At 69.3% G+C, this 18,320-nt stretch carries 15 protein-coding genes and 2 pseudogenes; 13 read left to right on the forward strand and 4 right to left on the reverse strand.

Annotation, left to right across the window (positions count from 1 at the left end):
• Positions 1-3 precede the first annotated feature (3 nt).
• Both ACZ4UU_RS26745 and ACZ4UU_RS26750 read right to left on the reverse strand, forming a co-directional pair.
• A pseudogene (locus tag ACZ4UU_RS26745) lies at positions 4-369 on the reverse strand (DsbA family protein); the annotation flags it as partial.
• Positions 370-483: 114 nt separating this feature from the next.
• Positions 484-2,715 (reverse strand): alpha-L-fucosidase, encoded by a 2,232-nt coding sequence (locus tag ACZ4UU_RS26750; protein WP_471905897.1) that lies wholly within the window; start codon positions 2,713-2,715, stop codon positions 484-486.
• A 455-nt stretch (positions 2,716-3,170) separates the two neighbouring features.
• On the opposite strand from ACZ4UU_RS26750, the gene ACZ4UU_RS26755 reads away from it, so the two are divergent.
• The 12 genes from ACZ4UU_RS26755 (at position 3,171) to ACZ4UU_RS26810 (ending at position 14,852) form a co-directional block, all read left to right on the forward strand.
• Positions 3,171-4,235 (forward strand): sugar ABC transporter substrate-binding protein, encoded by a 1,065-nt coding sequence (locus ACZ4UU_RS26755; protein WP_471905898.1) that lies wholly within the window; start codon positions 3,171-3,173, stop codon positions 4,233-4,235.
• A gap of 48 nt (positions 4,236-4,283) precedes the next feature.
• Positions 4,284-5,849, forward strand: a complete 1,566-nt coding sequence (locus ACZ4UU_RS26760; protein WP_471905899.1) for a sugar ABC transporter ATP-binding protein — start codon at positions 4,284-4,286, stop codon at positions 5,847-5,849.
• Positions 5,842-6,885, forward strand: a complete 1,044-nt coding sequence (locus tag ACZ4UU_RS26765) for an ABC transporter permease (RefSeq protein WP_471905900.1) — start codon at positions 5,842-5,844, stop codon at positions 6,883-6,885. The genes ACZ4UU_RS26760 and ACZ4UU_RS26765 overlap by 8 nt, the downstream gene beginning before the upstream one ends.
• Positions 6,886-6,979: 94 nt before the next feature.
• Positions 6,980-8,305 (forward strand): L-fuconate dehydratase, encoded by a 1,326-nt coding sequence (locus ACZ4UU_RS26770; RefSeq protein ID WP_471905901.1) that lies wholly within the window; start codon positions 6,980-6,982, stop codon positions 8,303-8,305.
• Positions 8,298-9,200, forward strand: coding sequence for an amidohydrolase family protein (locus ACZ4UU_RS26775; protein ID WP_471905902.1), 903 nt, complete (start codon positions 8,298-8,300; stop codon positions 9,198-9,200). Before ACZ4UU_RS26770 ends, ACZ4UU_RS26775 begins: the two co-directional genes overlap by 8 nt.
• A complete protein-coding gene (locus ACZ4UU_RS26780) occupies positions 9,191-9,628 on the forward strand; it encodes an RbsD/FucU domain-containing protein (RefSeq protein ID WP_471905903.1) in 438 nt (145 codons plus the stop codon). Before ACZ4UU_RS26775 ends, ACZ4UU_RS26780 begins: the two co-directional genes overlap by 10 nt.
• Positions 9,625-10,668: a zinc-dependent alcohol dehydrogenase gene (locus ACZ4UU_RS26785; RefSeq protein ID WP_471905904.1), complete on the forward strand. Its 1,044-nt coding sequence runs from the start codon at positions 9,625-9,627 to the stop codon at positions 10,666-10,668. The genes ACZ4UU_RS26780 and ACZ4UU_RS26785 overlap by 4 nt, the downstream gene beginning before the upstream one ends.
• Positions 10,665-11,426, forward strand: coding sequence for an SDR family oxidoreductase (locus ACZ4UU_RS26790; protein ID WP_471905905.1), 762 nt, complete (start codon positions 10,665-10,667; stop codon positions 11,424-11,426). The genes ACZ4UU_RS26785 and ACZ4UU_RS26790 overlap by 4 nt, the downstream gene beginning before the upstream one ends.
• A complete protein-coding gene (locus tag ACZ4UU_RS26795) occupies positions 11,423-12,055 on the forward strand; it encodes a bifunctional 4-hydroxy-2-oxoglutarate aldolase/2-dehydro-3-deoxy-phosphogluconate aldolase (protein WP_471905906.1) in 633 nt (210 codons plus the stop codon). Before ACZ4UU_RS26790 ends, ACZ4UU_RS26795 begins: the two co-directional genes overlap by 4 nt.
• Positions 12,052-13,089, forward strand: coding sequence for a PfkB family carbohydrate kinase (locus tag ACZ4UU_RS26800; RefSeq protein ID WP_471905907.1), 1,038 nt, complete (start codon positions 12,052-12,054; stop codon positions 13,087-13,089). Before ACZ4UU_RS26795 ends, ACZ4UU_RS26800 begins: the two co-directional genes overlap by 4 nt.
• 36 nt (positions 13,090-13,125) lie before the next feature.
• Positions 13,126-14,139, forward strand: a complete 1,014-nt coding sequence (locus ACZ4UU_RS26805) for an aldo/keto reductase (protein WP_471905908.1) — start codon at positions 13,126-13,128, stop codon at positions 14,137-14,139.
• Positions 14,130-14,852, forward strand: coding sequence for a FadR/GntR family transcriptional regulator (locus ACZ4UU_RS26810; protein WP_471905909.1), 723 nt, complete (start codon positions 14,130-14,132; stop codon positions 14,850-14,852). Before ACZ4UU_RS26805 ends, ACZ4UU_RS26810 begins: the two co-directional genes overlap by 10 nt.
• Before the next feature lie 77 nt (positions 14,853-14,929).
• Here the strand turns inward: ACZ4UU_RS26810 and ACZ4UU_RS26815 are convergent, their stop codons facing one another.
• The gene (locus ACZ4UU_RS26815; RefSeq protein ID WP_471905910.1) at positions 14,930-16,036 is read right to left on the reverse strand and encodes a ricin-type beta-trefoil lectin domain protein; all 1,107 of its coding nucleotides are present in this window, start codon (positions 16,034-16,036) and stop codon (positions 14,930-14,932) included.
• A 376-nt stretch (positions 16,037-16,412) separates the two neighbouring features.
• Between ACZ4UU_RS26815 and ACZ4UU_RS26820 the strand changes: the two are divergent.
• Positions 16,413-16,637: pseudogene (locus ACZ4UU_RS26820) on the forward strand (oxidoreductase); the annotation flags it as partial.
• Between the two features lie 140 nt (positions 16,638-16,777).
• Here ACZ4UU_RS26820 and ACZ4UU_RS26825 read toward each other — a convergent pair.
• The gene (locus ACZ4UU_RS26825) at positions 16,778-18,193 is read right to left on the reverse strand and encodes a non-reducing end alpha-L-arabinofuranosidase family hydrolase (RefSeq protein ID WP_471905911.1); all 1,416 of its coding nucleotides are present in this window, start codon (positions 18,191-18,193) and stop codon (positions 16,778-16,780) included.
• Positions 18,194-18,320 lie beyond the last annotated feature (127 nt).

Below are 18,320 nucleotides of genomic sequence, written 5' to 3' on the forward strand. Positions count from 1 at the left end.
GCCCTACTGTCGGCCACCCACCTGGGCCCGTTCGCGCGCGGCGCGCACCGAGGCGGAGAGGCTGTCGATGTCGTACGCGCCGTGGTGACGCCGCCCGTTGACGAAGAAGGTGGGCGTCCCCGCGACACCGCTGAGGTCGGCCGACTCGACGTTCTCGGCCAAGCCTGTCGCCCCGGTCCGGGCCCGCAGGTCCTGTTCGAAGCGCTCGACGTCCAGCCCGGCGCCGGCCGCGTAACGACGGAGGTCGGCAAGCAGCAGGGAGCCCTGGTGGGTGATGAGCAGATCGTGCATCGGCCAGAAGAGGCCCTGTGCGGCGGCCGCCTCGGCCGCCTCGGCGGCGAGCTGTGCGACCGCGTGGTCGACGAAAGGACATCGAGCACTGGGACGTCGTCGCCGACGGGCAGCAGCCCGGGCGGCAGGGTGACAGCGGCTGCGCCGGCGTACGAGGAGTGCGCCGACGCAGCCGCTCGCGCGTCCCCAGGGTCAGACGGCCGTGACGGTCCACAGCAGGTTGGTGCTGCTGCCGTACGTCCACTGCTTGGTGACGGAGCCCGAGTCGACGTTCCCTCCGCCGTCGAGGACGAGGCCGGTGGTGCGGTTGGCGATCGAGTAGCGGTCACCGCCCCGGTGGACAATGGTCCATTGCTGGTTGGTGCCGCCGTTCCAAGGGGCTTGTCGGGCCGGAGAGCCGTCGGAAGTGGCGCCCCAGCCGTCGGCGACCATGCCGTTCGTTCGGTTGACCAGCCTGTAGTAGCCGCCCCCGACCGCCTCCGCGTGCCACTGCAGGTTGGGGCTGCCGTCCCAGGTCCACTGCTTGAGGTTGGACCCGGAGTCCACGTTGCCGCCACTGTCCAGGGCGAGCCCGCTGGTGGCGTTGGTGATCCGGAAGTACGTCGCCGGGTTGAACTGGACCCTCAGCGACGTGATCCGGTCGTTGTTGCCGGTGACCCGCAGGTCGGGGTTCTCGGTGGTGAAGGTCCAGGAGGTGCCCGTGAAGTTGTCTCCGGAGTAGCCGATCAACTGGTAGCCGGGCGCCGGCCGCAGGGAGGAGAGCGTGCCCGCGCCCAGTCCGGCGGCGGTCAGGTCGGCCGCGGTGTGGTCGCCCACGGCGAACACGCCGGCGTTGCCGGTGTAGTTGACGTCCGTGAACGCGACGGCTCCCGCGAGCGGCCGCAGCGCCGGGATCGTGCCGGAGAAAGCCAGCTTCAGGACGTAGGCGTTCGCACTGTACGGCGCCGAGGAAGGCAGGGTGACCGTGAGGCCGGAGGAGTTCTGGGCCGGTGTGGGCAGGTCGATGTAGGTGCCGGCGGTGGTGCCGAGGAGCTTCACCGAGGTCAGCGAGGAGAGGTTGATCCGCTCTGAGCTCAGGGTCTTGATCGACAGCGAGCTGCCCGGCCAGCCCAGGACGGTGGCGTACAGGACGGTGTTCGCCTTGTCACGGGTGAAGCGGATGTCCTGCGCGGTGCCGGCCGTCGGATTGGTGAAGGAGCCGCCGCCCATCTTCGTCGGGCCCTCGCCGTACGCCGTCCAGGCGCGGGTCGAGTAGATCGACTCGCCGAAGCGCTTCAGGTGGTCCCCGATGCCGAGCAGGATGTCCTTCTGCGCCTGGGGGATGGTGCCGTCCGCCATCGGCGCGATGTTCAGCAGCACGTTGCCGTTCTTACTGACCCGGTCGATGAACGAGTGCAGCATCTGCTGGATGCTGTAGTAGCCGATGCCCTGGGTGTAGCACCAGCTGCTGTTGGAGATGCTGTCGTCGGTGAGCCAGTACGGGGTGGTGAGGTCGGCCGGGCCGCCGCGCTCGTAGTCGAAGACCTCGCCCTTGCCGTTCATGCCGTCCTTGTAGGTGGCGACGACCTCACGGCCCCAGGCATTGGCCTGGTTGTAGTAGTACGCCAGGAAGTTCAGGCGCTGTTGCTCGTCGACGGCGTCCAGGTTGAAGTCCTGCCACAGGATGTCGGGCTGGGCGCGGTCGACGACCTCCTTGAGCTTGTCGAACCAGAGCTGGTTCGCCGCGGTGGGCTCCAGCTGTCCGTAGAGTTTCTTGAGGCTCGGGTCCGTCTGGGCGGGGGCGTGTTCGTAGAAGCCGGTGAAGTTGTACGCGTGGTGCATGGCCACCAGCAGCTTCAGGCCCTTCGCGCGGATGGCCGTGGAGAAGAGCTTCAGCAGGTCAAGGCCTGGGCCCTTCTTGGCCGAGTTCCACTCGTTGACCTGGCTGTCCCACATGGAGAAGCCGTCATGGTGCTCGGCGACCGGGCCGGCGAACCTGGCGCCTGCGTCGACAAAGAGCTGCACCCACTCGTCGGGGTCGAACTTCCCGCCGGCCGACTTCAGCTTCGGCGCGAACTGCACGAAGTTGCCCGCCAGGTCCTGAGCGCCGTTGATGAAGTTGTGGTACGGCCATGCCGAGGGCTGGCCGTAGGTCGCGATGTGGTGCTGGTTGGCGTTGTTGCCTGCCTCGTACATGTTCCGCGGGTACCACTCGTTGCCGTAGGCGGGGACGCTGAAGACGCCCCAGTGGAAGTAGACGCCGAACTTGGCGTCCTGGAACCACTCCGGGGCCGGCGGGTGCTGGTCGACGGAGTTCCAGTCCGGCGTGTAGGTGCTGGGCGCCGCCTGGGCTAGGCCGGCGCCGAACCCACCTCCGGCAACGGCCGCCGCGGCGACGCAGGTGGCACTGGCCAGGAAGTGGCGTCTGTTGAACGAACTCGGCATGGAGACATCCCTGGTGCAGAAGGGGACAGGGGAGCGCGGGAGGACACGAGTCGGCGTGGCTGCTGTGCATGGGGCGCCGCTTGTTACGCATGAAGGTCCGCCATGTCTCCATGGGATGTCAACTGGTGCGCAGGGATGAAAAGCGTCGCTGGTTCAGGGAATTCATAAGGCTTTTAACCTATTTGTGACGGTTTTTGGCTAGCCAAACATGGCATGTCTGTCGAGTCCTCCTGGCTGATTACGTCTGTCCGGTGGCGATGATTGATGGGATGGATCTTGCCCGTGCCTGCCCTCGCTGGATGAAGCGAGCTGGTATTTCGTTGCGAGGTCCGGCAAAGGACTGGACAGTGTACTCGGATCGGGCCTATAAACATCCCATCTCTGCTGTGCGGCGATACGCAGATGTCGTCGAGGCGAAACATCTCCCTGTACGGGACCGGCGCGAGGAAGCACCGATGAGACTCAGAACCGCCCTCTGTTCCGTCGTCTCCACCCTGTCCGCTCTGGCGCTGGTCAGCGCGTGCGGTAGCGGCTCCACCACCGCGGGGTCATCGAGTGGCGCGCCGCTGGTCGGCGTCGACTACCCGCGCTCCGACACCGACTTCTGGAACTCCTACATCAAGTACACGCCCCAGTACGCCAAAGAGCTGGGCCTGGACCTGAAGACCACCAACTCGCAGAACGACGTCGCCAAGCTCACCGCCAACGCGCAGACTTTCATCAGCCAGGGCGTCAAGGGCCTCGCGATGGCCCCGCAGGACACCGCCGCCATCGCCCCGACCCTGGCGCAGCTGGAGGCGAAGAAGATCCCGGTCGTCACCGTCGACACCCGCCCTGACACGGGCAAGGTGTTCATGGTCGTACGCGCCGACAATCGCGCCTACGGTGAGAAGGCCTGCCAGTACCTCGGGACCAAGCTCGGCGGCAAGGGCAAGGTCGTCATGCTGCAGGGCGGCCTGGACTCCATCAACGGCCGTGACCGCACCGAGGCGTTCAGCGACTGCATGAAGAAGAACTATCCGGACATCAAGGTGTACGGCGAGGCCACCAACTGGGACGGCGCCGTCGCCGCGCAGAAGCTCCAGACGCGGCTGACCCAGCACCCGGACATCAAGGGCGTCTACATGCAGTCCAGCTTCGCCCTGTCCGGCACGCTGCAAGTCCTGAAGCAGAAGGGTCTGTTGGTGGACCCGAAGGACAAGAAGCACGTCTTCGTCGTGTCCAACGACGGCATCCCCGAGGAGCTGAAGTCCATCGCCGAGGGCAAGATCGACGCCACGGTGTCCCAGCCGGCCGACCTCTACGCCAAGTACGCCCTGTACTACCTGAAGGCCGCGATCGACGGGAAGACGTTCAAGCCCGGCAAGACGGACCATGACAGCACGATCATCCAGGTCCGCGACGGCCTGCTCGAGGACCAGCTCTCCGCCCCGCTCGTCACCGCCGACGGCGGCACTTACGGCGGCGTGCCCAGCGTCAAGAGCGACGACAAGTCGCTGTGGGGCAACAACCTCGGCTGACAGCCCTCGCCCCGGAACCCAACGGCTATCCAGCACAAGGCGGTTGAGATGAGCGACGGGGAGCGAACAGTCACCCCCGCGCCCGCCCCGGCGGACGACGGACGGGTCCACTCGGGCCTGCCCGTCGTCGAGGCGGCGGGCATAGTCAAACGATTCGGTCCGACGGTGGCCCTGAACGGCGCCCGGATCACCATCAGGCCCGGTGAGACCCACGCGCTCGTCGGCCGCAACGGCGCCGGCAAGTCGACCCTGGTGTCGGTCCTCACCGGCCTCCAGGCCGCCGACGAGGGAACGGTGACCTTCGACGGCAGCCCCGCACCACGACTCGCCGACCGCGACGCCTGGCGAGAGCGTGTGGCCTGCGTCTACCAGAAGTCGACGATCATCCCCACGCTGACCGTGGCCGAGAACCTCTTCCTGAACCGGCACGACCGCGGCCGCGGCCGGCTGATCAGCTGGCAGGGTGTGCGCCGGCGGGCACAGGAGTTGCTGTCGACGTGGTCGGTGAACGTGGATCCGCAGAGCCCGGCCGGTGATCTGAGCGTGGAGCAGCGGCAGTTCGTGGAGATCGCCCGGGCGCTGTCCTTCGGCGCCCGGTTCATCATCCTCGACGAGCCGACCGCCCAGCTCGACGGGGCGGCCATCAACCGCCTCTTCGACCGGATCCGCGACCTGCAGCGCCAGGGCGTGACCTTCCTGTTCATCAGCCACCACCTCCAGGAGGTCTACGAGATCTGCGACATGGTGACGGTGTTCCGGGATGCCCGGCACATCGTGACCGCCCCGGTCGCGGAACTGCCCCGCACCGAACTGGTCGCGGCGATGACCGGCGAGGCGGCGGCCGACCGGCTGCAGGAGCGGCCGAGTTCCCTCGACACCACCGTCATGCCCGTGCTCTCCGTGCGCGCGCTGGACAGTGGCGCCACCTACGGCGATGTCAGCTTCCAGGTGGGTGCCGGGGAGATCGTCGGCCTCGCGGGGGCCGCCGGCAGTGGGCGGACCGAGGTCGCCGAGACCGTCGTAGGGCTGCGGGCGGCAGTGGCGGGCGCCGTGGAGATCGCCGGCAACCGGCCCCGTCCCGGCAGCGTGCCCGCCGCGCTCGCCGCCGGCGCTGGATTCGTCCCCCAGGACCGGCACCACCAGGGCTTCGTCCCCGACATGTCGATCGCGGACAACGCCACCCTGTCGGTGCCGGGGCGGCTGGGCCCGAGCGGGTTCCTGAGCCGCAGCCGACGGGACCGGCTCGCCGAGGACATGATCGAGAACCTGGCGATCAAGACTCCCGGACCCGACCTGCCCGTCTCCGCCCTGTCCGGAGGCAACCAGCAGAAGGTCGTCATGGCCCGTGCCCTCGCCGACGACCCGAAGCTCTTGGTCCTGATCAACCCGACCGCGGGCGTGGACGTGCGCTCCAAGGAGTTCCTTCTCGGCAAGGTCGAGGAAATCGCGCAGACCGGCACCGGAGTGCTCATCGCCTCCGACGAACTCGACGACCTGCGCATGTGCGACCGGGTCCTGGTGATGTTCCAGGGCCGTGTGACATCGGAGATCGCCCGCGGCTGGCACGACCACGACCTCGTGGCCGCGATGGAAGGAGTGGACCTCGATGCCTGAAACCGCCCTCGCGGACACACCCGCCCTCAAGACGGAAGAGGCCGGCCCCAGGCGGACCGCTCTGCTCGGCGGCCGGATACCCCTGGCCCGGCTGCGCGACCTCGCGCTCGTCCCGGCCATCGTGGTCATCGCCGTCGTCGGACAGGTCGTCAACCCGGTCTTCCTGCAGGCGGACAACCTCATCAACGTCCTGCAGACCATGGCCGAGATAGCCTTGCTGGTCCTTGCCCAGACGATGGTCCTGATCGTCAAGAAGATGGACCTGTCGCTGGAGTCCACCATGGGCCTCGCGCCCGGCGTCGCGGCCTGGCTGGTGGTGCCGGTCGGCGCGGGCCACGGACTCGGACTGCTTCCCGGCGCGTGGGCCATCCCCGTCACCCTCATCGTGGGCGCGCTCGTCGGCGTGATCAACGCCCTGCTGATCATCCGGTTCGGGCTCAACGGCTTCATCGTCACCCTCGGCATGCTCATCGTGCTGCGCGGCGTCCTCACCGGCATCTCCGGCGGTCAGACGTTCTTCCAGCTGCCGCCGTCGATGCTCTACCTCGGCACCGCCGAGTGGCTCGGGATGCCCGCGTCGATCTGGATCTGTCTGGTGCTGTTCGCCGTCGCGATCGTGGTGCTCGGCTGGACCAGCTTCGGCCGCTCGCTGTACGCCATCGGCGGCAACGTCGACGCGGCGAAGGCGGCCGGTATCCGCACCGACCGGGTGCTGTGGATCGTCATCGTCCTCGGCAGCGTGCTCGCCGCGCTCGCCGGCCTGATGCTCTCCGGGCGCCTGGCCTCGGTCGCCTCGGCGCAGGGAAACGGCTACATCTTCACCGTCTTCGCCGCCGCCGTCATCGGCGGCATCAGCCTCAACGGCGGCAAGGGCACCATGTTCGGCGCGTTCTGCGGCATCCTGCTGCTGTTCATGATCCAGAACGTGCTCACGCTCGGCGGCGTCCCTGCCCAGTGGATCGGCGCCCTCAACGGCCTGATCATCCTGGTCGCGCTCGCCATTTCCCGCATCACCGGCGGCAAGGTCCAGGAGTGACCCGGGCGGCCGTCGCCGGCCGCCCGACCTCCGCCGCGTTCACGTCTCGTCGCAAGGGGCCGATCCCTCCTTGCCCCTCACAGGAGTTGCCGCCATGTCCTCCACCGTGCCCTCATCCGCCCGCATCACCGCCCTGGACGTCCTGGACGTGCGGTTCCCCACCTCCGAACACCTCGACGGCTCGGACGCCATGAACCCCGAACCCGACTACTCCGCCGCTTACGTCGTCCTGCGCACCGACGCAGGCGACGGACTGGAAGGCCATGCTCTCGCCTTCACCACCGGCCGTGGCAACGACGTGCAGGCCGCCGCCATCGCGGCCCTGTCTCCGCACGTGGTCGGCCTGTCCGTCGAGGAGATCTGCGCCGACCTGGGCGCGTTCTCCCGCTCCCTCGTGCACGATCCCCAACTGCGCTGGCTGGGACCGGAGAAGGGCGCCATCCACATGGCCACCGGCGCCGTCGTCAACGCCGCCTGGGACCTGGCGGCCAAGCGGGCCGGGAAGCCCGTGTGGCGCTTCCTCGGGGAGATGCCGCCCGAGGAGCTGGTCGCGCAGATCGACTTCCGCTGGCTCTCCGACGCCCTCACCCCCGAGGAGGCCCTGGAGATCCTGCGCCGCGCCGAGCCCGGCCGCGAGCACCGCACAGGGCGCCTGCTCGACCAGGGCTACCCCGCCTACACCACCACCCCCGGCTGGCTCGGCTACTCCGACGAGAAGCTGGCCCGCCTCGCCCGCGAGGCCGTCGCCGACGGCTTCACCCAGATCAAGCTGAAGGTCGGCGCGGACCTGGAGGACGACGTACGGCGCATGCGGACCGCCCGCGCGACGGTCGGCGACGGCATCCGCATCGCCGTGGACGCCAACCAGAGATGGGACATCCAGGAGGCGATCGACTGGATGAGCACCCTGGCCCCTTACCAGCCGTACTGGATCGAGGAACCCACGTCCCCCGACGACATCCTCGGTCACGCCGCCGTCCGCGAAGCGGTGGGTCCCATCAAGGTCGCCACCGGCGAACACATCGCCAACCGGGTCGTCTTCAAGCAGCTCCTCCAGGCCGGCGCGGTCGACATCGTGCAGATCGACTCCGCCCGGGTCGGCGGCGTCAATGAGAACATCGCGATCCTGCTGCTCGCCGCGAAGTTCAAAGTGCCGGTCTGCCCGCACGCAGGCGGGGTCGGCCTGTGCGAGATGGTCCAGCACCTGTCGATGTTCGACTACGTCGCGGTCTCCGGCACGACCGAGGACCGTGTCATCGAGTACGTCGACCACCTGCACGAGCACTTCGTCGACCCGGTGCGCATCGTCGACGGCCACTATCGGGCACCGACGTTGCCCGGGCTGAGCGCGCAGATGCACCCGGACTCGCTCAAGGAGTACGCCTACCCCGACGGCCCCGTCTGGAACGTTCGTGTCTGATGTCCAGAGCCTCGTCGACGCCCACCACCATGTGTGGGACCTGGACGTCCGGCCGCAGCCCTGGCTGGACGAACCGGGCCACGGGCCGATCCGCCGCAGCTTCAGCTCGCACGCCCTGCGATCGGCCGCGAACCGGCCGATCGCCGGTCGCCGACTGACGCGCACCGTCGTCGTCCAGTGCACCGCCTCCGTACCCGAGACCCGCGACCTCCTCGCCCTGGCCGGCAGCGACCCGCTGATCGGCGCCGTCGTCGGCTGGGCGGACCTGACGTCCCCCGCGATCGGGGACGTACTCGATGACCTGCGGACCGGGCCCGCAGGCCGCTACCTACGAGCCGTACGCCACGTCGTGCAGGGCGAGTCGGACCGGCACTGGCTCCAACGGCCCGACGTCGAGCGCGGGTTGCGGGCGGTCGGGCAGCGCGGGCTCGGATACGACGTGCTGATCCACAGCCACCAGCTCCCACAGGCGATCCGCCTCGCGGAACGCTTCCCCGAGCTGCCGCTCGTCCTGGACCACGCAGGCAAGCCCCCCATCGCGCGGCGGGAACTGACCGACTGGGCACAGCAGTTGCGGACGCTGGCCCGGCATTCCCAAGTCCGCTGCAAGGTTTCGGGTCTCGTCACCGAGGCCGACCACGAGAAGTGGACGGTCGACGACATCCGCCCGGTATGGGACGTCCTGCTCTCCACCTTCGGTCCCGACCGGCTGATGTACGGCTCCGACTGGCCGGTCTGCGTCCTCGCCGGCGGCTGGAACCGCTGGGCGGCAGCCGTCGCTGAACTCCTGGACGGCTGCTCCGGCTCCGAGATCCACGCGGTGCTCGCCGGCACCGCGACCACCTTCTACCGCCTGACCCCCGCCCCCACGAAGGAGGGGACAGCATGCTCCTGACAGAACTGCTCCACCCCGGCATTCTCGAATCCCTGGCCGGAGCCGGCCACGGCGCCCGAGTCCTGCTCGCCGACGGTCACTATCCCGCGAGCACCGCCACCGGCGAGCGCGCCAGGACCGTTCACCTCAACCTGACCCCTGGCCTACTGGACGTCACCACCGTGCTCGACGTCCTGCTGCGCGCCCTGCCACTCGAGGCAGCCCATGTGATGGTTCCGCCCGAGGGAGAACCAGAACCGCCCGCCATCGCTGAGTACCGCTCGATGCTGGCGCCCGTCCCGGTCGACACGCTCGGCCGCTTCGAGTTCTACGACGCCGCCCGCTCGCCCGACCTGGCGCTGGCGATCGTCACCGCCGACACGCGTACCTACGCCAACCTGCTGCTGACCATCGGCGTCCGCGCTGAAGGGACCCTGACGACACGATGACACTGGCCGTCCGTTACACAGCTGCCCGCACCCTGGACACGGCTCCCGCCGCGCCCTCCGCTCCCGGTCCCGGCGAGGTGGAGCTCGCCCCCGCCTTTGTCGGTATCTGCGGCACCGACCTGCACATCTTCCACGGCGACATGGACGCCCGGGTCGCCGCACCCGCCGTCCTGGGACACGAGATGTCCGGTCGCGTCGTACGCGTCGGCCCCGAGGTGGAGGGCTGGCAGCCCGGCGACGCGGTCACCGTGATGCCGCTGCGCTGGGACGACACCTGCCCGGCCTGTCAGGTCGGCCAGCAACACATCTGCCAGCACCTCGACTTCATCGGCATCGACTCTCCGGGTGCGATGCAGCAGCGCTGGACCGTGCCCGCCTCGACACTCGTCCGGCTGCCCGCCTCGCTTCCCCTGGACCGGGCTGCGCTCGTCGAGCCGACGGCGGTCGCGGTGCACGACGTGGGCCGGGCCGAGGTCGCCGAGGGCGAGAAGGTGGTCGTGGTCGGCGGCGGCCCGGTCGGCATCCTCATCGCGCTGGTCGCACGAGCCGCGGGCGCCGAGGTCCGGGTGGTGGAGCTGCGCGCCCACCGTCGGCTGCTCGCCGAGGAGTTGGGACTGACGGCGTGGAACCCGGCCGACGTCGACGTGCCGGCGCTGGTCACGCAGTGGACCGCGGACGCGGGTGCGGACGTCGCCTTCGAGGTGTCCGGCGCCGCGGGCGGCGTGAACACGGCGCTCGACGTGCTGGGTGTGCGCGGCCGTCTGTGCCTCGTCGCCATCCACCCCCACCCGCGCGAGGTCAACCTCCATCGCTTCTTCTGGCGCGAACTCACCCTGGTCGGTGCCCGGTTGTACGACCGCGGCGACTTCGAGCGCGCCGTGGCCCTGGTCGCGGACGGCACGATCCCGGCCGACCGGCTGATCAGCAAGGTCGTGCCGCTCACGCAGGCGCCGGCCGCCTTCGAGGCCTTGGAGGGCGGCGGCGACGTGATGAAGATCCTCGTGGACTGCACCGACGACGCCCAGGGAGCCACCGTATGAGCGCCTTCGATCTCACCGGCAAGCTGGCCGTCGTCACCGGTGCCCGCCGCGGTATCGGCCGGGCCATGGCACGCGCGCTCGCCGGGTCCGGCGCGGACGTCATCGGAGTCAGTGCGTCGTTGGAGGAGTCCGGCAGCGAGGTGGAGAAGGACGTTCTCGCCGTCGGCCGCACGTTCGAGGCGATCCGGACCGACTTCGCCGATGCCGAGGCCGTACGGGCTCTGGGCGCCGAGCTCGCCGGGCGCGAGCGGCCGGTGGACATCCTGGTCAACAACGCGGGCACGATCCGCCGTGCTCCGGCCGCAGAACACAGCGACGCAGACTGGGAGTTGGTGCTCCAGGTAAACCTCAACGCGCAGTTCGCGCTGACCCGTGCGGTGGGCGCGTCGATGGTGGCCCGCGGCCAGGGGAAGGTCATTTTCACGGCGTCACTGCTCAGCTTCCAGGGAGGCATCACCGTCCCGGGCTACACGGCCGCCAAGCATGGCATCGCCGGGCTGACCAAAGCGCTGGCCAACGAGTGGGCCTCACGTGGGGTGAACGTCAACGCCATCGCCCCCGGCTACATCGCCACCGACAACACCCAGGCACTGCAGGACGACCCCGTACGCAGCAAGGCGATCCTGGACCGCATACCGGCCGGACGCTGGGGTGATGCCGACGACCTGGCGGGCGCCACGGTGTTCCTGGCCTCGGACGCCGCCGCCTACGTCCACGGCGTCGTCCTGCCTGTCGACGGCGGATGGCTCGGCCGATGAACGCCACCGACCTGGCCTCCGTACTGGCCGGAGCCCGCGTGCTGCCGGTACTGACGGTTCGGCGCGTCTCGACCGCCGCCCCGCTGGCCGACGCGCTGGCGGCGGGTGGTGCCCGGTGCGCCGAGGTCACCTTCCGCACACCGGAGGCCGAGCAGGTGCTCAAGGAGATGGCCGCCCACGGGGGCCTGGCCGTCGGCGCCGGCACGGTCCTCACCCCCGAACAGGCAGAGCGGGCCGTGGCGGCCGGGGCTCGCTTCGTGGTCTCGCCCGGCTTCGACGAGGAGGTCGTCGCGAAGTGCCGCGAGCTGGGGGTGTCCGTGGTGCCCGGCATCGCCACCGCCACCGAGCTGATGCGCGCCCTGAAGGCAGGCCTCGACACCGTCAAGTTCTTCCCCGCCGAGCCGCTCGGCGGCCTGCGGATGCCGCGTGCGCTAGCGGCTCCCTTCCCCGGGGTGCGTTTCGTGCCGACCGGTGGGATCGACGCCTCCCACCTGGCCGCCTACCTCGCCCACCCGGCGGTCCTCGCCGTCGGCGGCAGCTGGATGGCCACCGCCGACCACCTGGAGCGCGGCGACTACGACGAGATCCGCCGACTGACCGCCGATGCGGTGGAGAGGAGCATGACGTGACCGACGTGGTGGCCCTCGGTGAGGTGATGCTCCGCTTCGACCCGGGCGAGGGACGCATCCGCACCACCCGTACCTTCCAGGTCTGGGAGGGCGGCGGCGAGTACAACGTCGTCCGCGGCCTGCGCCGCTGCTTCGGTCTGCGCACAGCCGTCGTGACCGCGCTCGCCGACAACGCGGTGGGCCGGCTCGTGGAGGACCTGATCCTCCAGGGAGGTGTCGACACCTCGCTGATCCGCTGGGTGCCCGACGACGGCATCGGCCGCGCCGCCCGCAACGGCCTGAACTTCGTCGAGCGCGGTTACGGCATCCGCGGCGCGCTGGGCGTCAGCGACCGCGCGCACACCGCCGTGTCCCAGCTGCGCAAGGGGGACGTCGACTGGGACGGCGTGTTCTCGGCCGGGGTGCGCTGGTTCCACACCGGCGGCATCTTCGCCGGCCTGTCCGACACCACGGTCGATGTCGCTGACGAAGCGATGGCCGCCGCCCGCCGCCACGGCGTCACCGTCTCCTACGACCCCAACTACCGCCCCAGCCTGTGGGTCGGCCGGGGCGGCGCCGAGGCGGCCCGCGAGGTCGACCTGCGGCTCGCCCGGCAGGCCGACGTGGTGGTGGGCGCCCTGGGCCTGGCCGGGATGTTCCCGGGCGACGTGCGGGTCAGTGCCGACGAGGTGCCCGACGCGCTCGCGTCCGTCGCTGTCCTGCTGCCCGACGCGAAGGTCCTGGCGACGACTCTGCGCGAGGTGCCCTCGGCCGGGGTCAACGACTGGTCCTCAGCCGCATGGTCCGCCGAAACGGGGTTCGTCACGGGCCCCCGCATGCCCGGCCTGCACGTCCTGGACCGCATCGGCTCCGGCGACGGGTTCGCCGTCGGCCTGGTCCACGGACTGCTCAGCGACGCCGGTCTGGAGCAGGCCCTGGCCTACGGAACCGCCCACGGCGCGCTCACCATGACCACGCCCGGAGACGTCTCCATGGCCTCGCTCGCCGAGGTCGAGGCACTCATCGCGGGCGGCTCGGCCCACGTCAGACGCTGACCGGCGCCCCCACCGCCCGTAGCCCAGGAGCACGACTTGCAGCAGCGGAAGATCCAGAACACGTCCGTCGCACTCACGGAGCTCGGCTTCGGGGCGTCCGTGATCGGCAACCTCTACCGCGTCACGCCGGTGGAGGACGCGACAGCCGCCGTCGATGCGGCCTGGGAGGCCGGCCTGCGGTATTTCGACACCGCACCGCACTACGGCCTCGGTCTCTCGGAGCGCCGTCTGGGTGCTGCCCTGCGAGGGCGCCCGCGTGACGAGTACGTCATCTCCTCCAAGGTGGGCAGGCTGCTGGTGCCCAACGAGGAACCGCGTGGAGTCGACACCTGGGGCTTCGTCGTACGGGACGACCTGCGCCGGCAGTGGGACTTCAGCCGCGACGGCGTGCTCCGTTCCATCGAGGACAGCCTGGAGCGCACCGGCCTGGACCGGCTGGACATCGTCTATCTGCACGATCCGGACGACCACTGGCGGCAGGCGGCCGAGGAGGCCATGCCCACGCTCGCGGAGTTGCGCGACCAGGGCGTGATCGGCGCGATCGGCGCCGGTATGAACCAGTCGGCCATGCTCGCCCGTTTCCTGCGCGAGACCGCCGCCGACGTGGTGATGCTGGCCGGGCGTTACACGCTCCTGGACCAGTCGGCGCTGGACGACGTCCTGCCCGCCGCGCGGGAACTCAGCAAGAGCGTGGTGGCGGTGGGTGTCTTCAACTCGGGACTGCTTTCCCTCGACCGGCCCGCCGAGGGCATGAAGTACGACTACCGGGACGCCCCGCCGGAACTGGTCGCCCGTGCCCGGGCGATCGCCGAGGTCTGCGCGGCGCACGGGACCACCTTGCCAGCCGCCGCGGTCGCCTTCCCGCGGACGCATCCCAGTATCATCAACGTCACCCTCGGCATGCGGACCCCGGAACAGGTCGTACGGAACGTGAAATTCCAAGATCAGCGCATACCTGACGGTCTCTGGCAAGATCTCCGCGCTCAGGGGCTGATCAGGTCGGACGTGCCCGCGGGGCACGGTGGGGGGAGGGAATCGCAGTGTCTCTGACGGACAAGGCCATCGAGCAGATCCGTGAGCTGATCCGGACCGGCGCCCTGCCGCCGGGCTCGAAGTTGCCGCCGGAGCCGGACCTGGCGGCCCAGCTGGGCCTGTCGCGCAATCTCGCCCGGGAAGCGGTCAAGGCACTGGCCGTCGCGCGGGTCCTGGAAGTCCGGCGAGGCGACGGCACATATGTGACCAGCCTCCAGCCGAGCCTGCTGTTGGAGGGGCTCGGCGGTGCGGTGGAGCTGTTGCAGGGCGACTCGGTCGCCCTGCAGGACCTCATGGAGGTACGGCGGCTCCTCGAACCGGTCGCCACGGCGCTTGCCGCCACCCGGATCTCCGATGAACAGCTGGCCGAGGTGAAGCGGCACCTGGACGCCATGCGCGAGGCCCGCGACGACGTGGAACGGCTCAACGCCCACGACGCCGCCTTCCATCGCGCCGTCGTTTCGGCCACGGGCAACGAAAGCCTCCTCACCCTCCTCGAAGGGATCTCCGGCCGCACCCTGCGCGCCCGCATCTGGCGCGGTCTGGTCGACGACAAGGCCGCGGGCCGCACCCTCGCAGAGCACGAGGCGATCTTCAACGCCCTGTCCACTCGCGACGCCGCCCTCAGCCAGGCCGCCGCGCTACTGCACGTGAGCAACACCGAGCAGTGGCTGAGGGAACACCTGCGCTCGGGCGATCCCCTGCCCTTCGGGACGACAGTGCAGAAGTGACGGGCGGGTGCCGCCCGTGCGGAAGGAGTCGGCGCACACGCGGGGCCTGAGCCGGGCTCGGGCCCCGGGCGCGGGGTTCATCCGGCGGTCAGAGTGGTCCACTTCTGGTTGGAGCCGCCGTTGCAGTCCCACAGCTGGAGTTGCGTGCCGTCGGCCGTGGAGAATCCCGGAACGTCGAGGCAGCGGCCGGAGGTGGGGTTGCGGTAGCCGCCGTTATAGGGCTGCCAGACCTGGTTGGCGCCGCCGTGGCAGGACCAGAGCTGCACCTTGGTGCCGTTGGCGGTGGCCCCACCGGCCGCGTCCAGGCACTTGCCCATGGAGCGCAGGGTGCCGTCGGTGTAGGCGGACCAGTACTGGTTGGCACTGTCGCCGCAGCTCCACGTCTGGACGGCGGTCCCGTCGGTGGTGCCGGCGCCGTTGACGTCCATGCATTTGCCGGCGATGCCGGACTGGACGTGTGCGGGGGCGGGGGCGGGGTTCCTCAGCCACCCTGCGCTGTCCGCGGCCTGGACGCCGCGGTGGAAGGCGTCGGCCATCTTCTGGTAGCCGGCGTCGTTGGGATGCAGGGGGTCGGCCAGGTCGGCCGTGGTCAAGCTGCTCATGTCGACGAATGCGACGCGTTTGCCCGCGGCCTGTGCGTCGCTGACGATTTGGCGGACGGCCTGGTTGTACGTGCCCCGGTGCTGCTCCTCCGAGGGGCTGGTGGACACGACCAGGGAGGCGACGAGGACGGTGGCGTCGGGGACGTCGGCGGTGATCTGGTTGACCAGCGACCTCAGCCGGGTGATGGCGGTGTTGGCCTCGGAGGCCCCTTGAAGGTCGTTGGTACCGATGTGCAGTGTCACGACGTTGGGCCGGTAGCGGGTCAGCGAGGCGTCGGCGAGGGCGGCGATCTGGTCGATACGGTATCCGGAGTGGCCTTCGTTGTCGGGGTCGGACATCGACCCGCCCCGCACCGTGCCGACGAAGTCCAGCGGATGGCCGTCCGCCGCAAGCTGGTTCCACAGCGGGGCCCGGTAGCCGTTGCCCGTACTGCTTCCCACACCCCAGGTTATGGAGTCACCCAACGGCATGACCCGCAAAGGGGTGTTGGGGGCGGCGGAGGCAGGGGCCTCACCCGCCGCTGTCACCCCGAGCGTGGCAGCGACAAGCGTGAACAGGGGCAGGATCCAGGACTTTCTCATGCAGGCGTCCTCTTTCTGCGAGTGGTGGCTGAATCAGCGGGCCTGATCGCCGTTCGTGTCAGCAGCTCGGTCGCAGCGCCTTCCTTCGGCTTGGCGGCCGCCTCACGTACTGGCAGAACGGGGTGGGGTGGGGGCACGCAGCGAGCGGGTCGGCTCGAACCCCTCTCGCAAGCGCATCCGTATAGATACCACGATCACGGCTGTAACATCCCATGAATGGCGGAAATCGGGGATCGTTGGCACAAGGCGGGTCCTGCGCACCTTCGGGCTGAGGGCGCTGCTGGGGCGGGCTTGCTCGCCGCTCCGTCCCGCGCTGATAGACCCGTGAACATCCCATGTCTGACATTGCCGGTGTTAGGTGAGCACGAACCAGATCAAGGCGGTCGGCAGCACCGGTGCCTGTCTGCGGCATGTCCCGGTCGGAAGCCGTGCGTGCGTCGAGGGGCCGTACGGGGCATTCACCTCGTTGCATCGAACGCGGCCCGGCGCACTGCTGATCGCCGGAGGGGTGGGGATCACGCCGGTTCGCGCCCTGCTGGAGGAGGAACCGGCCGGCGACGTCGTGCTCTACCGGGTGCGCAGCGAGAACGACGCCGTGCTGGCGTCAGTGCGGTGGCTGTGAGGAGACGCAGCAGTCGTCTGTGTACGAGGACCAGGGGGCTTCCTGGGAGACAAGGTGGAAGCCGCTTGTGATCGTGCCTGACAGGCACGATCACAAGCTTCTGGTCGTGTGCCCGCGGGTCAGCGCTGCAGGGTGAGCAGGCCCGGCCGGTACGGCAGTTGCACGTAGGGGGTGCCCGACGGTGTGTCGGGGGACAGGCCCTGGTACAGGAACTGCAGGTTGCAGGGGTCGATGGTCATGGTCTGGTCGGGGTTGTTGCGGACCAGGTCACCGTGGCTGATGTCGTTGGTCCAGGTGGCACCGCTGTTGGCCTTGCCTGCGAAGGGGTTGGACTCGGTGGCGGCCTGCGGGGTCCACGGACCGTTCAGACTGGAGGCCGTGAACGAGCGGAAGAAGCGGTGCTCATTCGCACCCCTAGCCTCAACGATCATGAGGTACTGATTCTGGCCCTGGACCTTGTAGACCTCCGGCGCCTCGAACAGGTTCTTCACCGTGTCGCTCATGATCGTCGTGTACGACGAGCCGAAGCTTGCCGGGAAGTTCCCGATCGGCATGGTCGACTTGTAGATCTTGCCGTTGTCACCGGCGAAGAACATGTGCATGGACTGGTCGTCGGCGATCAGGGTCGGGTCGATCGCGCTGCCGTCGGGGAGGCTGCCGGTGAACAGCGGCTGTGGCGAGGACCAGCCGTTGGGATCGGTGGGGTCGCTCGACGTGCGGTAGACGAAGGGCCATTGGGTACCCCACCCATTTGAGGCCAGCACCCAGATGTTCTTGGGTGCGAAGTAGAACAGTTTGGGAGCCACCGCGCCCTGGCTCATCTGGGTCTGGCCAGCCGACGCCATGTCCGACCAGTTCGTGAAGGGACTGAACGCCATCGATTTCCACGACGATCCGTCAGAGGCGGTCGCGTAGACGAGGTGCTTGCCGTTGTACGTCACGGTGGTGAAGTCCTTCAGCGAGGCCCACCCGTTCGCCGGCTGCGCCAGGGGACCGGTCGAGGACCACCGGTACGTCGACGGAAGAGAACACGTGTCGCCCGGCGGTGCGGACAGGCCGGTCCACTTCTGGTTGCTGCCGCCGTTGCAGTTCCACAGCTGCACCGCCGTGCCGTTGGCCGTGGCGCCGCCGCTGACATCCAGGCACAGCCCGGACTCCACGGCGACGATCGTGCCGTCGGCGTTCACTCGCCACTGCTGGTTGGTACCGCCGTTACAGGACCAGATCACCGGCCGGGTACCGGCCGTGGTGGCGTGGCCCGGTACATCCAGGCACTTGTTGCCGTACACGGTCAGCTGGTTGTTGTCCGTCAGCGTCCACTGCTGGTTGGTCCCGCCATGGCAGTCCCATATCTGCAGGTTCGTGCCGTCGGCCTGGTTGGCGTTCGGCACATCGAGGCACCGGCCGGAACCGACGCCGCGCAAGGCGCCGGTGGTGGCCGCCTGAGCCGGGTTGGCGACGAGCGTCGCCGCCGAAGCGACCAGAGCCGCGAGCACCACGGTCAGATGCCTGCGGCTGAAACTACCTCTGCGCATGGGGCCTCATTTCTTGAGTAAGCGGTTCCCGTTGCCCCGATCAGGGGCTGGCTGGACTGGTGATGCGCTGTGACCCGTGAGGTTCGTCATGTCGAACGAAGGTCGAAGTGACGAGCAAGCGGGAGAG

The sequence above is a fragment of the Streptomyces sp. NPDC028907 genome, assembly GCF_055564995.1.